We start from the raw sequence: 21,125 nt of genomic DNA, 5'->3' as shown, positions 1-21,125 counted from the left end.
GCATGCGCCGACGCACGCGACCGAGCCGACCGAGCCGGCCGACCGACCGGCGCACCGCCGGCGTCGCCGCACGCCCCGGGGCGCGCGCGTCCCGGTCGGGTGCGCTGCTCGCGATCATGGGGCTGGTCGCGACGATCGTGCTCGGCGCGGTCGCGGCGCCCGCGAACGCCGACGCGATCGACGACCGACGCAAGGCCGCCGAGCGGCAGAAGTCGGCCAACGAGAAGGAGCGCTCGGACGCCGAGGAGGTCCTCGAGGGTCTCGAGGGCGAGCTCGGCGCGGTCTCCGACCGCCTGCTCGAGGTGCGGGCCCAGCTGCCCGCCGCGCGGCTTGCGGTGCAGGAGGCCGAGGCCGAGTACGCGAAGGCGACGCGCGAGGCCGCGATCGTCGCGGCGCGCCTGCAGGACGCGCGCGAGCAGGCCGACGACCTGTCCGCGACGATCGAGGCGGACTCCAGCGAGTCGTCGCGCCTGCGTGAGGCGATCGGGCAGATGGCGCGCGAGGCGTACCGCGGCGGCGGTGACGTCTCGGGCGTGAGCATGGTGCTCGACGCCGACTCGAGCGAGGACTTCATCCGGCGCGCGGACCTCATGAGCCAGGCGCTGCGCACGCGCGCGCAGGTGCTCGACGACCTGCAGGCCACCGAGTCCGGCAACCGCAACTCCGCCGAGCGGCTCCAGGCCGTCCAGACGCGCATCGGCGAGCTCAAGGACGAGGCCGACGCGAAGGTCGAGCAGTCCAAGGCGGCGAAGAAGGCGGCCGAGGACGCCAAGGCGACGCTCGACGCCCTGCTCGCCGAGGAGCAGGAGAAGCAGGCCGCGCTGCTCGCGAAGAAGGGCGAGATCACCGCGCAGCTCGCGCGCATCGACCGGGAGTCCAAGCGCATCGAGTCGGACCTGCGCAAGGCGATCGAGGAGCAGAAGAAGCGCGACGCCGAGCGCGCGAAGGACCCGGACCCCGGCGACCCGCCGCCGTCGTCGTCGGGGACGCTCTTCGTCAACCCGACCCAGACGCGGCCCATCCACGTGACGTCCGAGTACGGGATGCGCTACCACCCGGTCCTGCACTACTGGCGCCTGCACGCGGGCATCGACCTGCGCGACTACTGCGGCAACGACGTGTACGCCGCGCGTTCGGGCACCGTGGCCTGGACGCAGTACCGCAACGGGTACGGCAACCAGGTGATGATCACGCACGGCTCGGTCAACGGCCGCTCGCTCGCGACGAGCTACAACCACCTGTCGTCGTTCGTCGTGCGCCCCGGCGCGTACGTGAAGGCGGGTCAGCTCATCGCACGTGCGGGCAACACGGGGATGTCGGGCGGCTGCCACCTGCACTTCGAGGTGTACTTCAACGGCGCGACGACGAACCCCCGGCCGTACCTGCCACTGTGAGCCGATAACCGCTGCGCCACCCGCGCGGGCGGCGGGTAGGCTCGAGCGGCCCTCACGACGGGGGCCCGTGGTCCGACGACCGCGGACGAGGACGAGGAGGGGTGCGCGGTGGCCAAGGACTCCGGGCGCAAGCTCGTGGCCGCCAACCGCAAGGCCCGCCACGACTACACGATCGAGGACGTCTTCGAGGCCGGCGTGGTGCTGACCGGCACCGAGGTCAAGGCGCTGCGCGCCGGCCGCGCGTCGCTGGTCGACGGCTGGTGCGAGATCGAGGGCGGCGAGGCGTGGCTGCACGGGGTGCACATCCCCGAGTACGCGCAGGGCACGTGGACCAACCACGCCCCGCGGCGCAAGCGCAAGCTGCTGCTGCACCGCGAGGAGATCGACCGCCTCGAGTCCCGCACGCGCGAGAAGGGACACACGGTCGTCCCGCTCGCGCTCTACTTCCTCGACGGCCGGGCGAAGGTCGAGATCGCCCTCGCCCGCGGCAAGAAGGACTGGGACAAGCGTCAGGCGCTGCGTGAGCGGCAGGACAACCTCGAGGCGCAGCGCGCGATGCGCGACCTGCGCGACCGCTGAGCGGGTCCCCGGCCGCTCCACCGCAGGCCGCGATAGGTTGCGGCGGTGCACCAGTTCCTGAAGCTCGTCGCGCCGCGAGGGCGCGGTCCGCGCCGCTCGGTCGCCGTCCTCGGTCTGTCGGGTGCGCTGCTCGTCGGCACCGCGCTCGCCGCGTCGGCGGCACCGGACCAGACGAGCGGCCGCGAGATCACGCGGTACGACGTGACGGCGACCCTGGACTCCTCCGGGACCGCGGACGTGAGCGTCGACTTCGACTTCGACTTCGGCGACGACCCCGGCCACGGTCCGTACCTCACGCTGCCGACGCGTCAGGGGTACGACGAGACGCGCGACCGGGTGTTCAGCTACAGCGCGGTGAGCGTGTCGAGCCCCTCCGGTGCGCCGGCGGACCTGCACCGCGAGGAGAGCGACGGCTGGCTCACGCTGCGGATCGGCGACGAGGACGTCGACGACGTGTCGGGCGTGCAGACCTACCGCCTGACCTACCGGGTCGACGGCCTGGTGAACCCCGCGAACGAGCAGCACTCGGGCGACGAGCTGTACTGGAGCGTCATCGGCGAGGGCTGGGAGATCCCGATCGGGGACGTCAGCGCGACCGTGACCGGACCGGCACCCGTCGAGGGTGCGGTCTGCTTCGCCGGCCCGTCGGGCTCGACCACGCCGTGCACGTCGGCCGACGTGCGGGGGAGCAGCGCGACGTTCACGCAGGACCTGCTGGGAGCCCGGGAGCCGTTCACGACCGTCACCGGCTGGCCCGGCGGCACGTTCGTCGGCGCCGAGCCGCTCCTCGTCGAGCGCCCCGACCCGGCGGCTGTCTGGGCGCCCGCGTCGCCGCTGGGCGGGCTCGCGGTCCTCGCCGCGCTCGGGGGCAGCGCGCTGGCCGTGCGACGCGTGCGGCGCACCGGACGTGACCGCGCCTACCTCGGCCTGACGCCCGGCCTGCGCCCGGTGCACGGTCAGGAGGTCGGCTCCGGGTACCGCGACAAGCGCACGCCCGTGAGCGTGCAGTTCACCCCGCCGCAGGACGTGCGTCCCGGCGAGCTCGGCACGCTCGTCGACGAGAAGGCCGACCCCGTCGACGTGACCGCGACGCTCATCGACCTCGCCGTGCGCGGGTACCTGCGGATCGAGGAGGTGCCGCGCTCGAACCCGAAGAAGAAGCCGAACGACTGGACGCTCGTGCAGCTGCGCGCGCCCGACGCCGCGCTGCTCGAGTACGAGTCCCGGCTGCTGCGCGACATCTTCGATGCGCGCTCGACCGTCAAGCTGTCCGACCTCAAGCAGACGTTCGCGACGTCGATGAGCAAGGTGCAGGACGCGCTGTACGACCAGGTGACACGCCTCGGCTGGTTCCGCGCCAACCCGAAGTCCGTGCGCGCCCGGTGGATCGCCGCGGGGATCGCACTGATCGTCGCCGCGGGGTTCGTCCTGGCCGTCGCGATCGGCGTGGGGGACAGCTCGCTCGCCACCTCCGCGCGCGGGCTCGCGCTCCTGCCGTTCGCGATCGGCGTCGTCGGCGTCGTCGTGCTCGTGTGCGCCAGGTACGCACCCGCGCGCACCGAGGACGGCACGGCCGTGCTCGCGCAGGCGCTCGGCTTCAGGACGTACCTGACCACCGCCGAGGCCGACCAGATCCGGTTCGAGGAGGGGCAGGACGTCTTCAGCCGGTACCTGCCCTACGCGATCGTGTTCGGCGTCGCCGAGCGGTGGGCGCGGGTGTTCTCCGAGCTCGCCGCGCAAGGGCGCGCGCTCGACGCACCCGGCTGGTACGTCGGCTACTACGACCCCCTGCCCGGGATGTTCTGGGCCTCGGGCTTCGCCTCGTCCATGGACCGGTTCCAGACCGTGGCGACCGAGTCCCTCACCGCGCCCACACCCGGCTCGTCGGGCGGCTCCGGGTTCTCCGGCGGGGGGTTCTCGGGCGGCGGCGTGGGCGGAGGCGGAGGCGGCGGCTGGTGACCGCACCCTCGTCGTGACGTCCTCGGCCGCGCGGACCGCTACGGGCGCAGGCCCAGGATGTCCGCGAGGTCGAACCGGACGGGCTCGTCGAGCTGGGCGTACGTGCACGTCGCCGGGTCACGGTCCGGCCGCCACCGCCGGAACTGGCCCGTGTGCCGGAACCGGTCACCCTCCATGTGGTCGTACGCGACCTCGACGACGAGCTCGGGCCGCAACGGCACGAAGCTGAGGTCCTTCGTCGCGTTCCACCGGCTCACCGCCCCCGGGAGCCGCTGACCGGCGTGCGCCTGCTCGTCCGCCCACTGCGCCCACGGGTGGTCCTCGACGCCGTCCCGCAGGGGCGCGAGCTCGTCGACGAGGCTCGCGCGGCGGGCCATCGGGAACGACGCGACCACACCCACGTGCTGCAGCCGGCCGTCGTCGTTCCACAGCCCGAGCAGCAGGCTCCCGACGACCGGACCCGACTTGTGCCACCGGAACCCCGCGACCACGCAGTCCGCGGTGCGCTCGTGCTTCACCTTGAACATGGAGCGCTTGTCGGGCAGGTAGCGGCCGTCGAGCGGCTTGGCCACCACGCCGTCGAGGCCCGCGCCCTCGAACTGCGTGAACCAGCGCCGCGCCTCGTCGAGGTCCGCCGTCGCGGGCGTCACGTGCACGCGACCGCCGGCGTCCGCCAGCGCCTCCGTCAGGCGCGCGCGCCGGTCGACCAGCGGCGTGGACATCAGGTCGTCGTCGCCGAGCGCCAGCACGTCGAACGCCACGAAGCTCGCGGGCGTCTGCTCCGCGAGGAGCGTCACGCGTGATGCCGCCGGGTGGATGCGGTTCGTCAGCGAGTCCCAGTCCAGCCGGTCGCCCGAGACGATGACGATCTCCCCGTCGAGCACGCACCGCGGCGGCGTGTGTTCCTTGATCTGCTCGACCAGCTCCGGGAAGTAGCGCGTCATCGGCTTCTCGTTGCGGCTGCCGAGCTCCACCTCGTCGCCGTCGCGGAACACGATCGTGCGGAAGCCGTCCCACTTGGGCTCGACGTGTCCCGTGTCGGGGATCTCCTTGACCGACTTCGCGAGCATGGGCGCGACGGGCGGCATCACGGGCAGGCGCATAGGGGACATCCTGCACCGGACGGGTGACATCGGCACCGGGCCGCGCTCGGCGGCACGTGGCCCCTTGAGGTCGGCCGGGCATGCGCCGATGCCACCCTGTGTCCTCCGACGACCTCCCGCGCTCGAAGTCGGGCCGCATCCCGCAGTGGGTGGTCGACGAGGCGCGCGGCCGCGACAGCGCCCCGCCCCCGTGGCGCGGCGACACCTGGGACACGTCGGTCGCGGGCGAGCGCGCGCGGACCCGCCGTCGCAGGCCGGCCCCGCCTTCGACCAGCGTGCTGACCGCGGTGCTGTCGGTGCTCGTGATCGCCGGGAGCGCCGTCGTGTGGTGGTCCCGCCTCCCGGACCAGTCGTGGGACGGCGCGGTGGACGCGCTCTTCTCCCGGGACGTCCTGCGGTACGACACCGCCTCGGGCGGCGGGGTGGCGAGCCTGGCCCACCTGCCCGAGCCGGGGTTCGAGGAGGAGGACGCTCCGCTCGGCACGCCCGCCCCGCTCGCGTGGGACGGCTCCGCGTACGCGTTCGAGCGCACCCAGGAGCTGCCCGACGGCACGCAGGTGCCCGTCGCGTGGTCGCCGTGCCGCCCCGTGCACGTCTCGCTCAACCTCACCGAGGCCCCCGCGGACCTCGTCGACCAGATGCGTGTCGTGCTGTCCGAGCTCGAGGCCGTCACCGGTCTCGTGCTCGTCGTCGACGGGACGACCGACGAGGACGCGCGCGTCGGCCGCAGCCCCGTCCAACCGGAGCGCTACGGCGACCGCTGGGCGCCGCTGCTCGTGCAGTTCTCCGACGAGAGCCGTGTCCCCGAGCTCGAGGGCGACGTCGCGGGCATCGGCGGGCCGCAGGTGGTCGACCGCGGCGACGGCCTGCTCGTCGCGGTGTCCGGCGCGGTCTGGATCGACACGACGATGCTCGAGCGTGACCCCGTCGACGGGGTGCCCGCGTACGTGCCCGTCCTGCGGCACGAGCTCGCGCACGCCCTCGGGCTCGGGCACGTGCAGGACGCGAGCCAGCTGATGAACCCGAAGGCGTCCCCGGACGTGCTCACCTACCAGGCAGGGGACCGGTACGGCCTGTCGATGCTCGGCCGGGGGGTGTGCGCGCCCGACGTGTGAGACCCGGTGCCCCGGGCAGGCGTGGTGGCACGCGTCAGCATCACCCTCGGGCATGACCGGATGTCCGGTTCCCGGGTGATCCTTACCCCGGCGCCTCCACCGCAGGTGGTCCGCGTCGATACAGTCGCCACCTGCCAGCGACGACAGGGGGACAGGTCATGGTAGGGGGGGACGTCGTGCCTGCGCTCACGCGCACGGCCGAGACGGACGCACAAGGACCGGGGGTGCTCGCGGTCGTCGCGGTGCTCGCCCTCGTCGGGATCGGGGCGCTCGTGCTCGTGCGCCGCGCCTCGACGCGTCCACGGGCGCACGACCCGTTGCCCGACGTGGTCCACGCGCTCGCCGAACGCGGCTACCTCGCGCTCGAGCCCTACCACGACAACGGGACGCCCGAGTGGCTGCTGCACCGCCGCCGCCTGCCGGACCGCAACCTCTCGTCGTGCGAGCACGACTGGTACTTCGCGATCTTCGGCACCCGGCTCAGGTCCTCCGTGGTGTGGTCGCAGGTCCGGCCGCCGTCGCTCTGAGTCCCGGGACCGCCCGAGCGCGTCCCCGCCGGCGCGCTCGGGCGTCGTCACGTGGTGGGGGCCTCGAGTGCCGACAGGTCACGCTCGGCGTACAGCCGGTGCTGCCACTCCGCGAGGACGTGCATGTTCGCACCACGCACCGTGATCCCGTCGAGGTTCGACCGTCGGAGCCTCGCACCCGAGAGATCCACCCGGTCGAAGGTGGAGCCGCGCAGGTCCGCGTCCGTGACGTCGACCATGACCGGACGCCACTGCGGTGCGCCGACACCCGGCTCGGGCGGAGCGGGAATCACGATGACGCCCGACGCGTTGGGCAGGTAGTCTGGACCTGCTCGGCACGTGCTGCGGCACTGCGGTCGCACGGACCGGGCGCTTGATAAATCAACATGGGGGTGATCGGTTTCGACGGTGATCGTCGAGCCAGGAGAAGCGGGTCGAGGACGCACGGTTATCTCGTCAACGCTCCGTGCAAATCATAGGTGCCAATTCCAAGAGCACCGACTTCGCCCTCGCCGCCTGAGCGAGCTTCGAAGTCCGTCGGCCTGAGTACGCTCTCGACTTAGTTCCCGGCGTCATCTAGAGAGCCACTGCTGGTCCTCATCGTCAGTGTGAGGATCGGGACTTCTAGCTGACTGGGCCCGTCCGCCTTCCCGTCCGTGGGAGTGGTGGGGGCCGAGAAAATCCATCACGGACTGCACCCGGAGAAGCCCTGGTTCCACGTCATCGGACGCGGGTTCGATTCCCGCCACCTCCACGTGAAGGTCGTCAAGACCTTCGTAGCAGTGACGACGAGGCCCGTCCCCTGGGGGCGGGCCTCGTCGTCTCCATGTCCCAGTTCACCCGGGCTCACCTGCGTCTGTGGCCGCGCGGCTCCTTCTTCCCCTTGTCGCCGCGGTTCGTGTCCGGTGCCTCGACCTTGGCGGGCTTCTTGGGCTTCTTGGGCTCGGACGGCGGTGCGGGGCGAGCAGGCTCGGGCTTCGACGGTGCCTTGGTGTTCTCGACGGACGTCGTCGCGGTCGGCTGTGCCGGTGTCTCCTCGTCGGCCGGCGCGGTCGCCTCCGCCTCGGCGGCGGCCTTCGCCGCAGCCGCGCGCCGCTGGGCCGCCGCGAGCTCGGCCTCGACGTCGTCGAGGGCCGCGTCGATCGCGCGGTAGCGCATCGCCGAGACCTCGCCCTGCTCGACGCCCGCGTCGAGCAGCTCGCGCGTGGAGGCGAGGAGCGTCGAGGCCTCGTCCCAGTCGCCCTGGGCCGCCGCTCGCGTGACTTCCAGCACGGACGCCTGGAGGGTGCGACCGCGCTCCGCGGCGAGCTCGGTGGTGCTCCCGCAGCCCGACGCGCCGAGCAGCGCGAGCGTGAGGGTGAGTGCGACGACGGTGCTGCGCAGACGCGTCATGGCTGCACGCTCTTCTGCAGCTCGGTCAGGGCCGTGCCGAGCCGCCCCTCGACGACGGGGTACGACGGCGCGTCGGACGGCCCGTCCGACGCCGACACCTGCTGGGCGACGAGCAGCCCACCGGCGGTGAGGAGCAGGGCAGCACCGGCGGAGAGCAGCGCGCGGCGCGGGTGGCGCCGGCGGGCCTTCGTCGGCCCCGGGGGCGCGGGGACGGCGTCGGTCGGCGGCGCCTCGGCGCGCGGTGCCGCGGTGCGCCGGGCGGGGGTGGCCGGGAGGGGGAGCGTGCGGTCCGGTGAGCCGAGCGCTGCGAGCTCCGTCGCGACCTCGTCGGCGCTCGGGCGCTCGTCGGGCGTCATGAGCGTCATCCGCGTCAGCAGCGCCGCCAGCTCCGGGTCGACGTCGTCGGGGATGTGCGGCGGGGAGATCAGGCGCGCGACCGCGGACTCGGTGGTGGTGCCCGGGAAGGCGGGGCGTCCGGTCAGGCACTCGAGGAGCACGAGGCCGAGCGAGTAGATGTCGCTCGACGGAGCGAGCGCCTCCCCGCGTGCCTGCTCGGGGCTGAGGTAGAGCACCGTGCCGAGCGTCTGACCGGTCCGCGTCAGCCGGGTGCCGTCGATCAGCCGCGCGATGCCGAAGTCGGCGAGCTTGACCGCCGGTCCGCCGGACGCATCGGCCTCGAGCGCGTCGGGACCGGTCAGCAGGATGTTGCCCGGCTTGATGTCGCGGTGGATCACGCCCTGGGCGTGCACGACGGCGAGCGCCTCGGCGAGGTCGCGGCCCACGCGGGCGGCCTGGGCGCGGTCGAGCGGGACGCGGCGGAGCCGCTCGGACAACGTGGGACCGTCCACGAGCTCCATGACGAGGTAGTCCTGCTGCCCGCCGTCCGGCCGTTGCTCGGCTCCCGCGTCGTACAGCATGACCAGCGCGGGGTGGCTGAGTGCCGCGAGCACGAGCACCTCGGCGCGGTTGCGCATGAGCTCGTCCTCGCCGTGGACCACCGGGAACACCTTGAGTGCGACGTCGCGCTCCAGGAGGACGTCGTGAGCGCGGTGGACGGTCGCCATGCCTCCGTGGCCGAGCACGCCGTCGAGCCGGTACCGACCGTCGAAGACGATCGGCTCCGGTACGTCCGACGAGGGCGCCGTCGGAGGCGAGTCAACGTGTCCCAGCACGACGCCGACGCTAAGCGCGCTCCCGACGACCCGCACGCCGGGAGCCCGCAGATCGCCCGTTCGGGGGTTGACACGCAGTCGCTCACTGGCCTCAGGTGTCGAGGAGGGCGTCCCGGCAGGCGGTGAGGGCGGTGCGCAGGGCGCCGCGCTGCGCCGCGTCGAGACTCGACAGCATGCGGTCGAGGACCGGGGCGACGGCGCTCTCGGCACGGCCCAGGGCGTCCTGCGCGAGCGGGGTCGGGAGTGCGGCGCGCTCGCGGCGGGGGCCGGGTTCGTGCGCGCGCTCGACCATGCCCTGCTTCTCGAGGCCCTGCAGGAGCACGTTCATCGACTGACGGGAGACGAACGTGCGCCGGGCGAGCTCGGAGCTGCTGATGCCGGGCTCGGCGTGCAGGTTGCTGAGGCAGGCGTACTGGGCGACGGTCAGCCCGAGCGGGCGCAGCACCTCGTCCATGCGCTGGTTGAGTGCGGCCTGGGTCGCCTTGACGAGGAGCGCGAGCTCGCGGGCGTCGGCGGCGGTGCGCTCGTTCACGTCAAGATCTTGACACATAGCCGGGGATAGGTGTCAACATGTTGACATGACCTCTCCGAGCTCGCCGACCATCGGCCCCGACTTCGTCTCCCTCCAGGTGCGTGACCTGGCCGCTTCCGCCGACTTCTACGAGCGGGTCGTCGGCCTCGCCCGCGTCCCTGGGCCCAACCCCCAGGCGGTCGTCTTCACGAGCGGCACGTCCTCCTTCGCGGTCCGGACACCGCTGCCGGGCTTCGACCTCGATGCGCACCCGCAGCTCGGCGCGGGGGTCGGCATCTGGTTCCACCACCCCGACGCTCTCGCCGTGCACCGACGCGTCGTCGACCACGGTGCCGCTGTGGTGCAGGAGCCGTCCGACGGCCCGTTCGGGACGACGTTCGCGTTCCGCGACCCCGACGGGTACCTGATCACCATCCACTCGAAGGCCTGAACGCCGCTCGACGAGGCGGGCTGCCCACCCGGCACGCGCGAGCTGCCCGACCTCGTCGCGCCCCGGTGAGGGGGTCGTCCGCGACGGGCTAGCCTCGGGGCGTGGATGAGGCGGCACGGCACGACGAGACGGATCTCCTCACCCGGCTCCGGCGTTACCCCGACCTCGAGGCGCCGAACCTGCACGCGGTCGACGCGACCGACCGGCAGATCCTCGACGAGGCGTCGTCGGCGTTGGGCGCGACCTCGGGCCAGGACGTCGTCGTGATCGGCGACCATCACGGCGCGCTGACGCTCGGTGCGATCGCACGGCACGGGCTGTCCGGCGTGCGGACCCACCAGGACCGCCTGCTGGGCGAGCGCGCGCTGCACGCGAACGCCGAGACCTTGGGAGTCGGCGGCTTCAGGTCGCTCGGGCTGACGCCGGGCCTCGTCTCGGGGGCGCGGCTCGTCCTGCTGCAGCTCCCTCGCTCGCTGGACGCCCTCGACGAGATCGCCGGCCTGGTCGCGGCGCACGCCGAGCCCGACGTGCTCGTCGTCGCGGGAGGCCGGGTCAAGCACATGACGACAGCGATGAACGACGTCCTCCGCCTGCACCTGGAAGACGTGCACGCGCGTCTGGCGCGCCAGAAGTCACGCGTCCTCGTCGCGTCCCGACCGCGTCCCGCCGACGAACGCCCGGCGGTCACCTGGCCCCGGCGCGAGCACCACCCCGACCTCGATCTCATCGTCTGCGCCCATGGCGGCACGTTCGCGGGGACGAGCGTCGACATCGGCACGCGCGCGCTGCTGCGGCACCTCGACGAGATGCCGCACGACGCGACCACCGCGCTCGACCTCGGCTGCGGGACCGGGGTGCTGGCCGTGCTGCTCGCGCGTGCGCGGGCCGGGCTGACGGTGACGGCGACCGACGAGTCGGCGGCCGCGGTGGCGTCCGCACGCGCGACCGCCGCGGCCAACGGGGTGCAGGACAGGGTCGTCGTCGCGCGCGCCGACGGCGCGGACGTCCTGCCGGACGCGAGCGTGGATCTCGTCGTGCTGAACCCGCCGTTCCACGTCGGCGCGGCCGTGCACGCGGGGATCGCCCAGTCGCTGTTCGCCGAGGCCGCGCGCGTGCTACGCCCCGGCGGGCAGCTGTGGGCCGTGTGGAACTCGCACCTGCGCTACCGCTCCGCGCTCGAGCGTGTCGTCGGCCCCACGCGCCAGCTCGGCCGTGACCCGAAGTTCACGGTGACGGCCTCCACCCGAACGCGGCACTGAGTGACTTTCCCCCGGTCTGGGCACGCTCGCACGTGGGCGTCAGGCCATGGGAAACGCCTGGGCGAGGAGACGGTGCAGCTCGTCCACGGCCGAGGGCGCGAGTGCTCCGTGCACCGTCAGGTGCTCGTAGGCCTTCCTTGGCCAGAGAACGTGCACACCGTCGACCTGGAACGAGCCGCCGATGAGTGGCCAGTCCGCCTCGACGAAGCACAGCACGCCGCGCACCGGGACCGAGCCGTGGCCCGCCGTGGCGAGAGCGTCGCGGACCAGCGAGACCTGCTTGTGGACGCCTTGGACGAGCGAGGTGCAGTCGCGGGAGCCGACGACGAGCCGCGCGGTGCGCGGCCTCAGGATCCCGCCCTCGACCCGCAGCGAAGGGCGACCCTTGTAGCGCTTCGCGTCGATGACGAACACGCCTGAAGGACCTACGGCGATGTGGTCGATGTTGGCGCGCGTGCGCGGGATCCGGCGGTCGTGCAGAATCCGCACGCCCCTGTCGGCGAGGGCGTCGAGCCCGCGACCGAGCATCTCCTCACCCTTCGCGCCACGCGCCCACGCGGTGGTGCTCTGTGGCTCGTCCGAGAGGGCGAGGATCAGCCCGCCCACACGCGGGTGTGCCTCGCGGATGCGCTTCTCACGTGCGGCGCTGCGCCGCTCGTACTCACGTCGCGCGCTGCCGCCGGCGCGTCCGGCGTCGACCTCGGCAGGGGGCGCCGCGGGTACGGGCGCAACCACGTCCGGTCGAGTCTCGGGCGTGGGGCACTCCACGCACGTCACCGTTCTCGTGCTCGCGTCGTAGACCGCTCTGACGCCCGCCTCGAGCGTGGTCCCGCACGTCCGACATGCACCGGCGTAGCGCAGACGCATCGTCTTCGGACCTCGGGGGAGCGCGTCGCTGCTCGTCGCCATGCCAGGTGCATCGACAGGTCTCGCCTGCCCCTTGACGACCGACGCGCGCCCCGGTCGACCCGTCATCCGGGGCGATCGTCGTTATCGTCACCGCAGGAGACCGGTGCCGACGACGGCCCAGCACCCCCGAGGAGACGACGATGTCCGCTGACCAGCTCACGTTCGACAACCCCGTCGAGCGCCACAAGCACATCAAGCCTCACGCGTCGTGGCAGCCGCTGCCGGGGCTGGACGCGGAGCTCGACCCGAAGGCGGACCACGGCGAGACCAGCTACCGGGGGACCGGGCGGCTCCCGGGGCGCAAGGCGCTCGTCACGGGTGGGGACTCGGGCATCGGGGCCGCGGTGGCGATCGCGTTCGCGCGCGAGGGTGCCGACCTGGCGCTGAGCTACCTGCCCGAGGAGCAGGTGGACGCGGAGGCGATCGCGGAGGTGGTCCGGGCCGAGGGGCGCAAGGCGGTGCTGCTGCCGGGTGACATCCGGGACCGGGAGTTCTGCCGCACGCTCGTCGCGGACGCCGTCGCGGGGCTGGGCGGGCTGGACATCCTGGTGAACAACGCCGCGCACCAGGTGTACCACCCGTCGTTCGACGAGCTCGACGAGGCGGACCTGGACCGCACCATCCAGACGAACGTGTACGCGATGTTCTGGATCACGCGTGACGCGCTGCCGCACCTGCCGCCGGGCTCGACGATCATCAACAGCACGTCGGTGCAGGGCTACAACCCGTCGCCGATGATCATCAACTACGCATCGACGAAGTTCGCGATCATCGGGTTCACCAAGGCCCTCGCGGCCGACCTCGCGCCGCGCGGGATCCGCGTCAACGCGGTCGCGCCGGGGCCGGTGTGGACGCCGCTGCAGGTCTCGGACGGGCAGCCGGCGGAGAAGCTGGAGGGGTTCGGCGAGTCGTCGTGGCTGGGTCGCACGAGCCAGCCGGTCGAGCAGGCACCGGCGTACGTGTTCCTCGCGTCGCCGGAGTCCAGCTTCGTCGTCGGTGAGGTCATCAACGTCAACGGCGGCGCGAACGTGCCGTGACGCGCGGCTCGTCGTCGCCGGATATCGGTCCTTTGGTCCTCGCGGCGATCCCGGGCGGCGTCGACGCGGTCGTCGTCGCGACGCGTCCCGAGCACGCGCGGGCGACGGACCCTCACCGGCCGCGTCCCGCGCACCGTGTGACGGCTCAGTCCTGCGCGAGCCGACGGCGGACGAGCGCGTAGACCCGGCCGAGGTTGATGGTCCAGCCGACCCCGAAGACCCGCGGGCCGACGAGGTGCTCGGCCTCGGGGTCCCACATGCGCTCGCGGAACCGGGACGGGGTCGGCGGGCGCAGCTCGTAGGGGACGAAGCCCGCGACGACGCCGTGCCACGTCCGCTCGTCGCCCGGCTTGCGCAGCTCCTTGACGACCGCCGCGACGACGAGCGCTGCGCCGACGACCCGGATGACGTCCTTGACGCCGCCCTTGCGGCGGCGGTCCTTGGCTCGGGTGGTCATGCGCCCTCCTCGTGTCCGCGGTCCGCGTTCATCATCCACCCCGGGGCGGGTGCGTGGCGACGGCCCGCAGGGCAGGGTCAGGGCGACGGGGTCCGCAGGACGCCGAACATCGTGCGGCGGCGCAGGCGGAACCCCAACCGCTCGTAGACCGCGATCGCGCCGGTGTTCGACTCCGCGGCGTGCAGCATCGCGCGGTCGCCGCGCTCGTGCACGTGGTGCGCGACGTCCAGCACGAGGCGCGTCGCGAGCCCCTGGCCGCGGTGCTCCGCGTCGGTGCACACCGCGCTGATCTCCGTCCATCCGGTCGGCCTCAGACGCTCGCCGGCCATCGCGACGAGCCGGCCCTCGCGGCGGATCCCGACGTAGCGGCCGAGCTCGTAGGTGCGCGGTGCGAACGGGCCGGGCTGCGTGCGCTCCACGAGCGCGAGCATCTCCGGCACGTCGTCGGCGCCCAGCACCACGGCCTCGTCGTCGGGGCGGGTCCGCAGCGCGTCGGTCTCGACGAGCTGGACGCCGCCCCCGCGCCGCACGACCTCCCAGCCGGGTGGCAGCTCCTGGTCGTCCCCCGAGACGGGGAACAGGGCGCCGGGGCCGACGAGGTCGACGATCGCGTCCCACACGTCCGGGTGCCGCCAGTCGCGCACCGCGGTGAACGGCGAGACGTGCGGGTCGTACCGGCGCACGAGGTCGCCGCCCTGCGCGAAGCGCGCGTGCGCTCCGGTCAGCGCGCTCCAGGCGGGGTTGTCGAGCACCCCCGCGTCGATCGTCGTCACCGTCTCGGTCGCCACCGGCATCCCCTCGTCGTGTAGGACCGGATCGTAGGCCCGCGGTCGCGCGCCGCAACGATCTCGTCGCGTGGTCCCACGCGATGAGACACGGTCCGGGACTACGCGCGTCAGGCGCGGTGTTGGGGACGACGTGAGGAGGCGGCGATGACAGCGACAGCCAGCACCACCACGGGGTGGGTCGACCCGCGCGAGCAGATCGAGTTCGGTGTCCTGATGGCCAACGGCCGGCTCGCGGGGCGCAGGTTCGCCTCGCGCCACGAGGCGGAGCGGTGGGCGCAGGACGACGAGCAGGTCGTCGAGTACAACCTCGTCTGCGAGTGCGCGGTCTGAGACGATCCGCCCGACCGTCGTGCGTGGCACGGACATGACGAGGGCCGACCACGCGACGCTGCGTGGCCGGCCCTCCGCTGGGTGGGGTCGGGTCAGACCCGGACCTGGACGACGGCCGCCGCGTCGGTGCTGAGGCCGCTGAAGTCCGGCGGGTTGAGCGCCGAGGAGATGATGCCGAGCACGACGAGCACGCCCGTCACGATCCACGCGAGCTTCTTGTGCTGGTCGTAGCCCTGCAGCGGGCGGCCGAACTTGTCCTTCTGCGCGCCCGCGAGCACCAGGATCAGGTCGACGAGCGCCCAGATGCCGCAGCCGCCGAGCGTGAGGAGCTTGGCGATCCCGGTGCCGACCTTGCCGAGGTAGAACCGGTCGATGCCGAGGACACCCAGGAAGTAGGCCAGCAGCCACGTCGCGATGAACGACTTGTCGGACTCGCCGACGGGTGCGCCCGGGTACACGGGTGCACCCTGGGGGCCGCCGTACACGGGCGGTCCGGCGGGGTACGCGGAGGGCTGCTGCGGGTAGGGCTGGCCGTCGCCGCCGGGGGGCGTCGCGGGGCCGGGGTAGTCCGAGGACACGGTCTCTCCAGGATGTCGGGGTGCATCGGGCCGTCGCGGGCAGCGCCCGCTCCGTCGCGGGAACCGTAGCGGGCCGCGGGCCGACCCGCGGGCGCTTCGGCCGAACCGCCCCTGAAGGTGATCGGATCGTGACCCGCGGGGCGGCGACCGGCCGGCTACGCGCTGCCTCGAGCCTCCTGCTCGAGACGGTCGCGGTCCAGGATCGCGGTCCAGCGGCGCCCGGACGCGACGACACCCTGTTGCTTCCACCCGCTCATGACGCGCGAGACGGACTCGGGAGTGGTGCGTGCCAGCGCCGCCAGGTCCGCGCGCGACAGCGGGACCTCGAGCAGCAGACCCTCGCCCGGCCGGTCCCGGCCCACCTTGTCGGCGAGCCGCAGGAGCGCGGTCGCGACGCGCTGCGGCACGGTGTCGGTGCTCTGCCCGCCGATGTCGTCGTGCGCGCGGGCGAGGCGGGCGGCGACGTCGTCGAGCACGCGCAGCGCGACGACGGGCCGCTCGCGCAGCACCGCACGGAAGTCGTCCTGCCCGATGCGCAGCGCGCACGTGTCGACGAGCGCCGTGGCGGTCTGCAGGTGGACCGGCTCACCGAGCGTGCCCATGGCGCCGAACAGCTCGCCCGGCACGAGCACGTCGGTGAGCGTCGGCGCGCCGTCCTCGGTGACGTGGGCGAGCGACACGGCACCCTGCGCGACGACGTACAGCGCGTCCGCGGGCTCGCCCGCGACGTACACGTGCTCGTGCGCGCGCACCGTCCGCGCTCGCATGCGCCGGTCGATGCCGTCGAGCGCGTCCGGGTCGAGCCCGGCGAAGTACGGGGTGCGGGACAGCACGTCCATCCGCACGGGCCGTGGGCAGTGGTGCGGCAGGACGACCTCCCGCAGCGGGATGGTGCGCCGCTCACCGCCGGGTGCCATGGCTCCACGCCCTCCGCGGGTCTCGTCGGGACTGCTCGAGAGCGTATCCCGCAGGCGCACCGGACGGGTCTGCGGACAACTGACGTGCGTCATGGAGGTGCGCGCGGCCGCTGCCTAGCGTGCTGGTCAGGTCGAGAGGGGCTCGACCACGAGACCAGTGAGGACGTCCACCATGACGAGCACCACCACCACCCGTTCGGTCTTCCGCGCCGAGGGCTTCAGCTGCCCCTCGTGCGTCGCGGCGATCGAGAAGCAGGTCGGGCGGCTGCCCGGTGTCGAGCGCGTCGCCGTGCGGTTCGCGTCCGGACGCGTCGAGGTCGACCACGACCCGGCCGTCGCGACGAGCGACGCGGTCGTCCGTGCCATCGAGAAGGCCGGCTACCGCACGACGCCGGCCGCCGTCTGACCCACCCGCCCCCGACGATCAGCGAGGAGACACCATGCCGTCCGTCCCTGCCCGCCTACGCAGCCCGTGGGCGGTGCCGTCGCTCGCCGGCCCGCTCGTCGCGGCCGCGGTCGTCCTGTCCTGGAGCCAGGGCGTCAACCCGTTCGGTGCGCACGACGAGGCCGCCGGCTCGCCCGTGCTCGTCGCCTCCGACGTGCTCCTGCTCGTCGCGGCGCTGGTCGCCGGCCTGCCGATCGCGGTGCGGGCCGTGCGGGCGCTCGCGGTGCGGATGCTCGCGATCGATCTGCTCGTGACCGTCGCCGCGGCCGGTGCGCTCGTCCTGGGGGAGCTCTGGGAGGCGGCGGCCGTCACGTGGCTGTTCGCGCTGGGCCACGCGCTCGAGGCCGCGACGCTGCGGCGCACCCGGTCCGCGCTCGCCGACCTCGTCGCGGTCGCACCCGAGCGTGCGCTCGTGCTGCGGGACGGGGCGCCGGTCGAGGTGCCGGCCGAGTCCGTGCGCCGCGACGAGGAGGTCCTCGTCAAGAACGGTTCGCGGGTCCCCGTGGACGGTGTGGTCGTCGCGGGCGCCGGTGCGCTCGACGAGTCCGCGATCACCGGGGAGTCCATCCCCGCGGAGAAGGGGCCCGGCGACGCGGTGTACGCGGGCACGGTGTCGCACAGCGGGGTCCTGCACGTGCGGGCGACGGGCGTCGGCGCGGACACCACCCTCGCCCGCATCATCCACCGGGTCGAGGAGGCGCAGGACGCGAAGGCGCCCACCCAGACGTTCATGGAGCGGTTCTCCGCCTGGTACACGCCCGCCGTCGTCGTCGGCGCGGTGCTCGCCGGCGTGCTGACGCGCGACGTCGGCCTCGCGCTCACGCTGCTCGTCATCGGCTGCCCCGGGGCGCTGGTGATCTCGATCCCCGTCGCGGTGGTCGCCGGCGTGGGCCGCGGCGCGCGCGACGGGATCCTCGTCAAGGGCGGCGAGCACCTCGAGACCGCCGCCCGGGTCGACGCGGTCGCGCTCGACAAGACCGGCACGCTCACACGCGGGCGGCCGCGGGTGACCGACGTGGCCGCGCTCGCGGCGGACGTCACGGCCGACGAGGTCCTGGCGTGGGCGGCGCGCGCCGAGGCCGGCTCCGAGCACCCGCTCGCACCGCCCGTGCTGGAGGCGGCCGCCGAGGCAGGCCGTCCCGTCACCGGCCTGCCCGAGCGGACCGTCCCCGTCCCGGGCAAGGGTGTCGTCGCGTGGGTCGACGGCCGGCGCGTCGCCGTGGGGAACCTGCGCCTCGTCGCCGACGAGGCGCCCGCGGACCTGGCGCACGCACGCACCGAGGTGGCCCGGCTCGCGGCGCTGGGCCGCACGCCGGCCGTCGTGACCCTCGACGGTCGCGTCGTCGGGCTCGTCGCGCTCGCCGACGAGGTGCGACCCGACGCCGAGCTCCTGGTCGGCGCGCTGCACGACGCGGGGATCACCCGCGTCGTCATGCTCACGGGCGACGTCGGCCCGGTCGCCCGGGCCGTCGCGTCACGCCTCGGCGTCGACGAGGTCCGCGCGGAGCTCCTGCCCGACGACAAGCTCGCCGCCGTCGCGGCGCTCCGGGCCGCGGGCCACACCGTCGCGATGGTCGGTGACGGCGTCAACGACGCCCCGGCGCTCGCGGCTGCCGACGTGGGCGTCGCGATGGGTGCGGCCGGCACCGCCGTCGCGATCGAGACCGCCGACGTCGCGCTCATGACCGACGACCTGCTCGCGCTGCCCGCCGCGGTCCGGCTCGCGCGACGGACCGTGCGGGTCATGCGGCAGAACATCGCGATCGCCGTCGGCACGGTGGCGCTCCTGCTCGCGGGCGTGCTGGCGGGCGGGGTCACCATGGCCGCGGGGATGCTCGTGCACGAGGTCTCCGTCCTCGTCGTCATCGTCAACGCGATGCGGCTGGCCCGTGCGCGGGCCCACGTGCCGCACGTCCCGGAATACCTGGGCGGCCCGCGGGGCTGGGACTCGTATGCGAGCGATCACCTACTCCCGCTACGGCGGCGCTGACGTCCTCGAGCTCACCGAGCAGCCGACCCCCAAGGTCGGCGCCGACACCGTGCTGGTCCGCGTGCGGGCCGCGTCGGTCAACCCCGTCGACTGGAAGCTCCGGCAGGGCTACCTCGACGCGATCATGGACGTGCGCTTCCCGGTCGTGCCGGGCTGGGACGTCGCGGGCGTCGTCGAGAGCGTCGGCCTCGACACACCCGAGCTTCAGGTGGGCGACGAGGTCTTCGGCTACGTGCGCAAGGACTGGGTGCACGGCGGCACGTTCGCCGAGTACGTCTCGGCGCCGGTGCGCACCCTGGCCCGCAAGCCCACGACGCTGTCGTTCGAGGAGGCGGCCGCGGTCCCGCTCGCGGGTCTGACGGCGTACCAGTCGATCCGGCGGGCGGGTGTCACGGCCGGTCAGACGGTCCTCGTGCACGCGGCGGCCGGCGGTGTCGGCGGGTTCGCCGTGCAAATCGCGGCGGCGCTGGGCGCCACGGTCGTCGGGACCGCGTCCGAGGCGAACCACGAGTACCTGCGGGCGCTGGGCGCGCAGGCCGTGACCTACGGTGACGGGCTCGTCGAGCGCGTGCGCGCCCTCGCCCCCGACGGCGTCGACGTGGTCCTCGACTACGGGAGCCCGGACGCGGTCGCGACCGCGCCGTCGCTGCTGCGCGCGGGCGGGACGATCGCCTCGATCGTCGACGCGAAGGCGCGGGACGAGCTCGGCGGCCACTACGTGTGGGTGCGACCCGACTCCGCGGACCTGGCCGCGCTCGGCGCGCTGATCGACGACGGCAAGGTCGGCGTGGAGGTGGCGCAGGTGTTCGACCTGGCCGACGCCGCGGCCGCGCACGAGGCGAGCGCGTCCGGGCACGTGCGCGGGAAGGTCGTCGTCCGGGTCTGAGCGCGCGTCGTCGTCAGCAGGAGGTGGGCGCGTCCTCGCCCGCGAGGCGGGCGCCGGTCCAGGCGACCAGGTCGTGGGGGAGGCCCGAGGGTGGCTGGAGCACGTCCAGGTGCGAGGCGCCCTCGTAGGAGCGCAGCTCCAGCGTCGCGCCGGCCGCGCACGCCAGCGGCACGTACTCGCGTGTGAGCCGGTAGGGGACGATCGAATCGGCCGTGCCGTGCCCGACGAACAGCGGCGCCCGCCACGGTCCCGTCGGCACGTTCTCGCGCAGCCGGTCCCCGATCACGCCCACGGTGGGTGACGTGCGCAGGATCGGCTGGTCGCGGGCGACGGCCAGGCCGGTCAGGACGGTGGCCAGGAGATCGACGTCGCGCCCGAGCCACACCGTCACGAGCAGGCCACCGACGACCCACGGCGCGCCCCCGAGCCACGACCAGCGGCCCGACCCACGGTCGAGCAGGTCCGCGACGCCCGACACCATCGCGCTCAGCCCCACGTACAGCCCGAGCACGCTCACCGCCGTGAGCGGTCGCACGACGAGGAACAGCCCGAGTGCGAGCAGCGCGACACCGAGGACCGCGCGGGCCCACCGTGGCGCGCGTGTGACCAGCCACGGGACGGCGCGCCACCGCTCACGCAGCGGGCGGGCGGTGGGGCTCACGCAGCGAGGCTAGCGCCGGTCTCAGGGGTCCCAGCGCACCGAGCGCACGACGTCGAACGCCGTCGACGTCTTCAGGTCGCCCGCTGGGGCGGCGATCTGGATGAGCGCGGCCGCCGTCTCGCGCCGGTCGTGCACCGCGAGCACCAGGACCTGCCACAGTCCCTCGTCGGGAGGCCCCGCCTCGTAGGTCACGATGGCCGCACGCGCCGACGGCATGCCCTCCCACGCCACGCCGACCTCGTGGACCAGCGCATCGGGGCCCCAGTCCGTCGGGACGCGGTCGATCGCGGCCCGCACGGTCTGCGCCCCGCCACCTGAGATGTCCCACGCGATCACCGACGCGAGCGGCGTCTCGGCCTCGGCGGGGCGCAGGTGCCGGACCTCACCGGCTGGGTCGTCGACGCGGTCGACGACCCAGCCGGCGGGGACGTCGAAGCCCAGCGACTTCACGCTCACGCGTGAGCCGGCTCCCCTCAGCGGCTCGATGACGAGGGTGCGGGCAGGGGTCGACGTCGGCCGGGGTGCCGGGGTCTGCCGGTCACGCATGAGCGAGTGACCGGGAGCGTTCTTCGGGGACGCGTCCGGGGCGGACGCACAGCCCGCGAGCAGCAGGACGCAGGCCGCGGCCGCGGCCGCGGCGAGACGGTGACGCATGGCGCTCCCAG

The 21,125-nt window shown here is 73.7% G+C and carries 24 protein-coding genes and 1 other RNA gene; 13 read left to right on the top strand and 12 right to left on the bottom strand.

Features of this window, described 5'->3' with window-relative positions:
* The first annotated feature begins 2 nt into the window (after positions 1-2).
* From ACT17Q_RS11285 to ACT17Q_RS11275, 3 genes are all read left to right on the top strand, one after another.
* Positions 3-1,394, top strand: a complete 1,392-nt coding sequence (locus tag ACT17Q_RS11285) for a peptidoglycan DD-metalloendopeptidase family protein (protein ID WP_444662493.1) — start codon at positions 3-5, stop codon at positions 1,392-1,394.
* 108 nt (positions 1,395-1,502) lie between these two features.
* On the top strand, positions 1,503-1,973 hold the full coding sequence (smpB, locus tag ACT17Q_RS11280) for an SsrA-binding protein SmpB (protein WP_094179558.1): 471 nt from the start codon (positions 1,503-1,505) through the stop codon (positions 1,971-1,973).
* Positions 1,974-2,018: 45 nt separating this feature from the next.
* Complete coding sequence (locus tag ACT17Q_RS11275; protein WP_444662490.1) at positions 2,019-3,932, top strand: DUF2207 domain-containing protein; 1,914 nt, start codon at positions 2,019-2,021, stop codon at positions 3,930-3,932.
* A 38-nt stretch (positions 3,933-3,970) separates the two neighbouring features.
* Here the strand turns inward: ACT17Q_RS11275 and ACT17Q_RS11270 are convergent, their stop codons facing one another.
* The gene (locus ACT17Q_RS11270) at positions 3,971-5,035 is read right to left on the bottom strand and encodes an ATP-dependent DNA ligase (RefSeq protein ID WP_094179560.1); all 1,065 of its coding nucleotides are present in this window, start codon (positions 5,033-5,035) and stop codon (positions 3,971-3,973) included.
* A 98-nt stretch (positions 5,036-5,133) separates the two neighbouring features.
* Here ACT17Q_RS11270 and ACT17Q_RS11265 point away from each other — a divergent pair, with 98 nt between their 5' ends.
* Positions 5,134-6,150, top strand: a complete 1,017-nt coding sequence (locus ACT17Q_RS11265) for a hypothetical protein (protein ID WP_444662488.1) — start codon at positions 5,134-5,136, stop codon at positions 6,148-6,150.
* A 158-nt stretch (positions 6,151-6,308) separates the two neighbouring features.
* A complete protein-coding gene (locus tag ACT17Q_RS11260) occupies positions 6,309-6,677 on the top strand; it encodes a hypothetical protein (RefSeq protein ID WP_141321841.1) in 369 nt (122 codons plus the stop codon).
* A gap of 47 nt (positions 6,678-6,724) precedes the next feature.
* Here the strand turns inward: ACT17Q_RS11260 and ACT17Q_RS11255 are convergent, their stop codons facing one another.
* Positions 6,725-6,916 carry a pentapeptide repeat-containing protein gene (locus ACT17Q_RS11255; RefSeq protein WP_444662486.1) on the bottom strand — a complete coding sequence of 64 codons (192 nt, stop codon included), beginning with the start codon at positions 6,914-6,916 and terminating at the stop codon, positions 6,725-6,727.
* A 149-nt stretch (positions 6,917-7,065) separates the two neighbouring features.
* Here ACT17Q_RS11255 and ssrA point away from each other — a divergent pair.
* Positions 7,066-7,434: a transfer-messenger RNA gene (gene ssrA / locus ACT17Q_RS11250) on the top strand.
* 89 nt (positions 7,435-7,523) lie between these two features.
* Here the strand turns inward: ssrA and ACT17Q_RS11245 are convergent.
* From ACT17Q_RS11245 to ACT17Q_RS11235, 3 genes are all read right to left on the bottom strand, one after another.
* On the bottom strand, positions 7,524-8,069 hold the full coding sequence (locus tag ACT17Q_RS11245; RefSeq protein WP_444662485.1) for a hypothetical protein: 546 nt from the start codon (positions 8,067-8,069) through the stop codon (positions 7,524-7,526).
* Entirely contained in the window at positions 8,066-9,241 is a 1,176-nt protein-coding gene (locus tag ACT17Q_RS11240) for a serine/threonine-protein kinase (protein WP_444662483.1), read from the bottom strand. Before ACT17Q_RS11240 ends, ACT17Q_RS11245 begins: the two co-directional genes overlap by 4 nt.
* A 91-nt stretch (positions 9,242-9,332) precedes the next feature.
* Positions 9,333-9,773: a MarR family winged helix-turn-helix transcriptional regulator gene (locus ACT17Q_RS11235; RefSeq protein ID WP_232514610.1), complete on the bottom strand. Its 441-nt coding sequence runs from the start codon at positions 9,771-9,773 to the stop codon at positions 9,333-9,335.
* A gap of 46 nt (positions 9,774-9,819) precedes the next feature.
* Here ACT17Q_RS11235 and ACT17Q_RS11230 point away from each other — a divergent pair, with 46 nt between their 5' ends.
* Together ACT17Q_RS11230 and ACT17Q_RS11225 are read left to right on the top strand one after the other, a co-directional pair.
* The gene (locus ACT17Q_RS11230) at positions 9,820-10,203 is read left to right on the top strand and encodes a VOC family protein (RefSeq protein ID WP_094179565.1); all 384 of its coding nucleotides are present in this window, start codon (positions 9,820-9,822) and stop codon (positions 10,201-10,203) included.
* Positions 10,204-10,304: 101 nt separating this feature from the next.
* Positions 10,305-11,462 (top strand): class I SAM-dependent methyltransferase, encoded by a 1,158-nt coding sequence (locus ACT17Q_RS11225; RefSeq protein ID WP_094179566.1) that lies wholly within the window; start codon positions 10,305-10,307, stop codon positions 11,460-11,462.
* Between the two features lie 39 nt (positions 11,463-11,501).
* Here ACT17Q_RS11225 and ACT17Q_RS11220 read toward each other — a convergent pair whose 3' ends face one another.
* On the bottom strand, positions 11,502-12,197 hold the full coding sequence (locus ACT17Q_RS11220; protein WP_444662480.1) for a nuclease-related domain-containing protein: 696 nt from the start codon (positions 12,195-12,197) through the stop codon (positions 11,502-11,504).
* Positions 12,198-12,511: 314 nt separating this feature from the next.
* Here ACT17Q_RS11220 and ACT17Q_RS11215 point away from each other — a divergent pair, with 314 nt between their 5' ends.
* Positions 12,512-13,408: an SDR family oxidoreductase gene (locus ACT17Q_RS11215; protein WP_444662478.1), complete on the top strand. Its 897-nt coding sequence runs from the start codon at positions 12,512-12,514 to the stop codon at positions 13,406-13,408.
* Positions 13,409-13,553: 145 nt separating this feature from the next.
* Here ACT17Q_RS11215 and ACT17Q_RS11210 read toward each other — a convergent pair whose 3' ends face one another.
* Both ACT17Q_RS11210 and ACT17Q_RS11205 read right to left on the bottom strand, forming a co-directional pair.
* Positions 13,554-13,865: a DUF5808 domain-containing protein gene (locus ACT17Q_RS11210; protein ID WP_444662476.1), complete on the bottom strand. Its 312-nt coding sequence runs from the start codon at positions 13,863-13,865 to the stop codon at positions 13,554-13,556.
* A 77-nt stretch (positions 13,866-13,942) separates the two neighbouring features.
* Positions 13,943-14,659 (bottom strand): GNAT family N-acetyltransferase, encoded by a 717-nt coding sequence (locus tag ACT17Q_RS11205; protein ID WP_094179569.1) that lies wholly within the window; start codon positions 14,657-14,659, stop codon positions 13,943-13,945.
* A 138-nt stretch (positions 14,660-14,797) separates the two neighbouring features.
* Between ACT17Q_RS11205 and ACT17Q_RS11200 the strand changes: the two genes are divergently transcribed.
* On the top strand, positions 14,798-14,983 hold the full coding sequence (locus ACT17Q_RS11200) for a hypothetical protein (protein WP_444662474.1): 186 nt from the start codon (positions 14,798-14,800) through the stop codon (positions 14,981-14,983).
* 92 nt (positions 14,984-15,075) lie between these two features.
* On the opposite strand, the gene ACT17Q_RS11195 is transcribed toward ACT17Q_RS11200, so the two are convergent.
* Together ACT17Q_RS11195 and ACT17Q_RS11190 are read right to left on the bottom strand one after the other, a co-directional pair.
* Positions 15,076-15,561, bottom strand: coding sequence for a TM2 domain-containing protein (locus tag ACT17Q_RS11195; RefSeq protein WP_094179571.1), 486 nt, complete (start codon positions 15,559-15,561; stop codon positions 15,076-15,078).
* A 155-nt stretch (positions 15,562-15,716) separates the two neighbouring features.
* Positions 15,717-16,478, bottom strand: coding sequence for a Crp/Fnr family transcriptional regulator (locus tag ACT17Q_RS11190; RefSeq protein ID WP_268533736.1), 762 nt, complete (start codon positions 16,476-16,478; stop codon positions 15,717-15,719).
* Between the two features lie 172 nt (positions 16,479-16,650).
* On the opposite strand from ACT17Q_RS11190, the gene ACT17Q_RS11185 reads away from it, so the two are divergent.
* From ACT17Q_RS11185 to ACT17Q_RS11175, 3 genes are read left to right on the top strand one after another with little or no spacing between them, the layout of a single operon-like run.
* Positions 16,651-16,884 (top strand): heavy-metal-associated domain-containing protein, encoded by a 234-nt coding sequence (locus ACT17Q_RS11185; protein ID WP_444662471.1) that lies wholly within the window; start codon positions 16,651-16,653, stop codon positions 16,882-16,884.
* Between the two features lie 34 nt (positions 16,885-16,918).
* A complete protein-coding gene (locus tag ACT17Q_RS11180; protein ID WP_444662469.1) occupies positions 16,919-18,913 on the top strand; it encodes a heavy metal translocating P-type ATPase in 1,995 nt (664 codons plus the stop codon).
* Positions 18,876-19,799: an NADP-dependent oxidoreductase gene (locus tag ACT17Q_RS11175; RefSeq protein WP_268533729.1), complete on the top strand. Its 924-nt coding sequence runs from the start codon at positions 18,876-18,878 to the stop codon at positions 19,797-19,799. The genes ACT17Q_RS11180 and ACT17Q_RS11175 overlap by 38 nt, the downstream gene beginning before the upstream one ends.
* A 13-nt stretch (positions 19,800-19,812) precedes the next feature.
* On the opposite strand, the gene ACT17Q_RS11170 is transcribed toward ACT17Q_RS11175, so the two are convergent.
* Together ACT17Q_RS11170 and ACT17Q_RS11165 are read right to left on the bottom strand one after the other, a co-directional pair.
* The gene (locus ACT17Q_RS11170; protein ID WP_444662467.1) at positions 19,813-20,460 is read right to left on the bottom strand and encodes a hypothetical protein; all 648 of its coding nucleotides are present in this window, start codon (positions 20,458-20,460) and stop codon (positions 19,813-19,815) included.
* Positions 20,461-20,481: 21 nt separating this feature from the next.
* Entirely contained in the window at positions 20,482-21,114 is a 633-nt protein-coding gene (locus ACT17Q_RS11165) for a hypothetical protein (RefSeq protein WP_444662465.1), read from the bottom strand.
* Between the last annotated feature and the right edge of the window lie 11 nt (positions 21,115-21,125).

The sequence above is a fragment of the Cellulomonas sp. CW35 genome, assembly GCF_052378485.1.
Taxonomy (GTDB): domain Bacteria; phylum Actinomycetota; class Actinomycetes; order Actinomycetales; family Cellulomonadaceae; genus Cellulomonas; species Cellulomonas uda.
This window is presented reverse-complemented; position numbering and strand designations above follow the sequence as displayed.

Coding starts and splice junctions, on each gene's coding strand:
- ACT17Q_RS11285 (WP_444662493.1), top strand. CDS start 3: ATGCGCCGACGCACGCGACCGAGCCGACCGAGCCGGCCGACCGACCGG.
- ACT17Q_RS11270 (WP_094179560.1), bottom strand. CDS start 5,035: ATGCGCCTGCCCGTGATGCCGCCCGTCGCGCCCATGCTCGCGAAGTCG.
- ACT17Q_RS11260 (WP_141321841.1), top strand. CDS start 6,309: ATGGTAGGGGGGGACGTCGTGCCTGCGCTCACGCGCACGGCCGAGACG.
- ACT17Q_RS11255 (WP_444662486.1), bottom strand. CDS start 6,916: ATGGTCGACGTCACGGACGCGGACCTGCGCGGCTCCACCTTCGACCGG.
- ACT17Q_RS11245 (WP_444662485.1), bottom strand. CDS start 8,069: ATGACGCGTCTGCGCAGCACCGTCGTCGCACTCACCCTCACGCTCGCG.
- ACT17Q_RS11230 (WP_094179565.1), top strand. CDS start 9,820: ATGACCTCTCCGAGCTCGCCGACCATCGGCCCCGACTTCGTCTCCCTC.
- ACT17Q_RS11215 (WP_444662478.1), top strand. CDS start 12,512: ATGTCCGCTGACCAGCTCACGTTCGACAACCCCGTCGAGCGCCACAAG.
- ACT17Q_RS11210 (WP_444662476.1), bottom strand. CDS start 13,865: ATGACCACCCGAGCCAAGGACCGCCGCCGCAAGGGCGGCGTCAAGGAC.
- ACT17Q_RS11205 (WP_094179569.1), bottom strand. CDS start 14,659: ATGCCGGTGGCGACCGAGACGGTGACGACGATCGACGCGGGGGTGCTC.
- ACT17Q_RS11200 (WP_444662474.1), top strand. CDS start 14,798: ATGACAGCGACAGCCAGCACCACCACGGGGTGGGTCGACCCGCGCGAG.
- ACT17Q_RS11190 (WP_268533736.1), bottom strand. CDS start 16,478: ATGGCACCCGGCGGTGAGCGGCGCACCATCCCGCTGCGGGAGGTCGTC.
- ACT17Q_RS11185 (WP_444662471.1), top strand. CDS start 16,651: ATGACGAGCACCACCACCACCCGTTCGGTCTTCCGCGCCGAGGGCTTC.
- ACT17Q_RS11180 (WP_444662469.1), top strand. CDS start 16,919: ATGCCGTCCGTCCCTGCCCGCCTACGCAGCCCGTGGGCGGTGCCGTCG.
- ACT17Q_RS11175 (WP_268533729.1), top strand. CDS start 18,876: ATGCGAGCGATCACCTACTCCCGCTACGGCGGCGCTGACGTCCTCGAG.
- ACT17Q_RS11165 (WP_444662465.1), bottom strand. CDS start 21,114: ATGCGTCACCGTCTCGCCGCGGCCGCGGCCGCGGCCTGCGTCCTGCTG.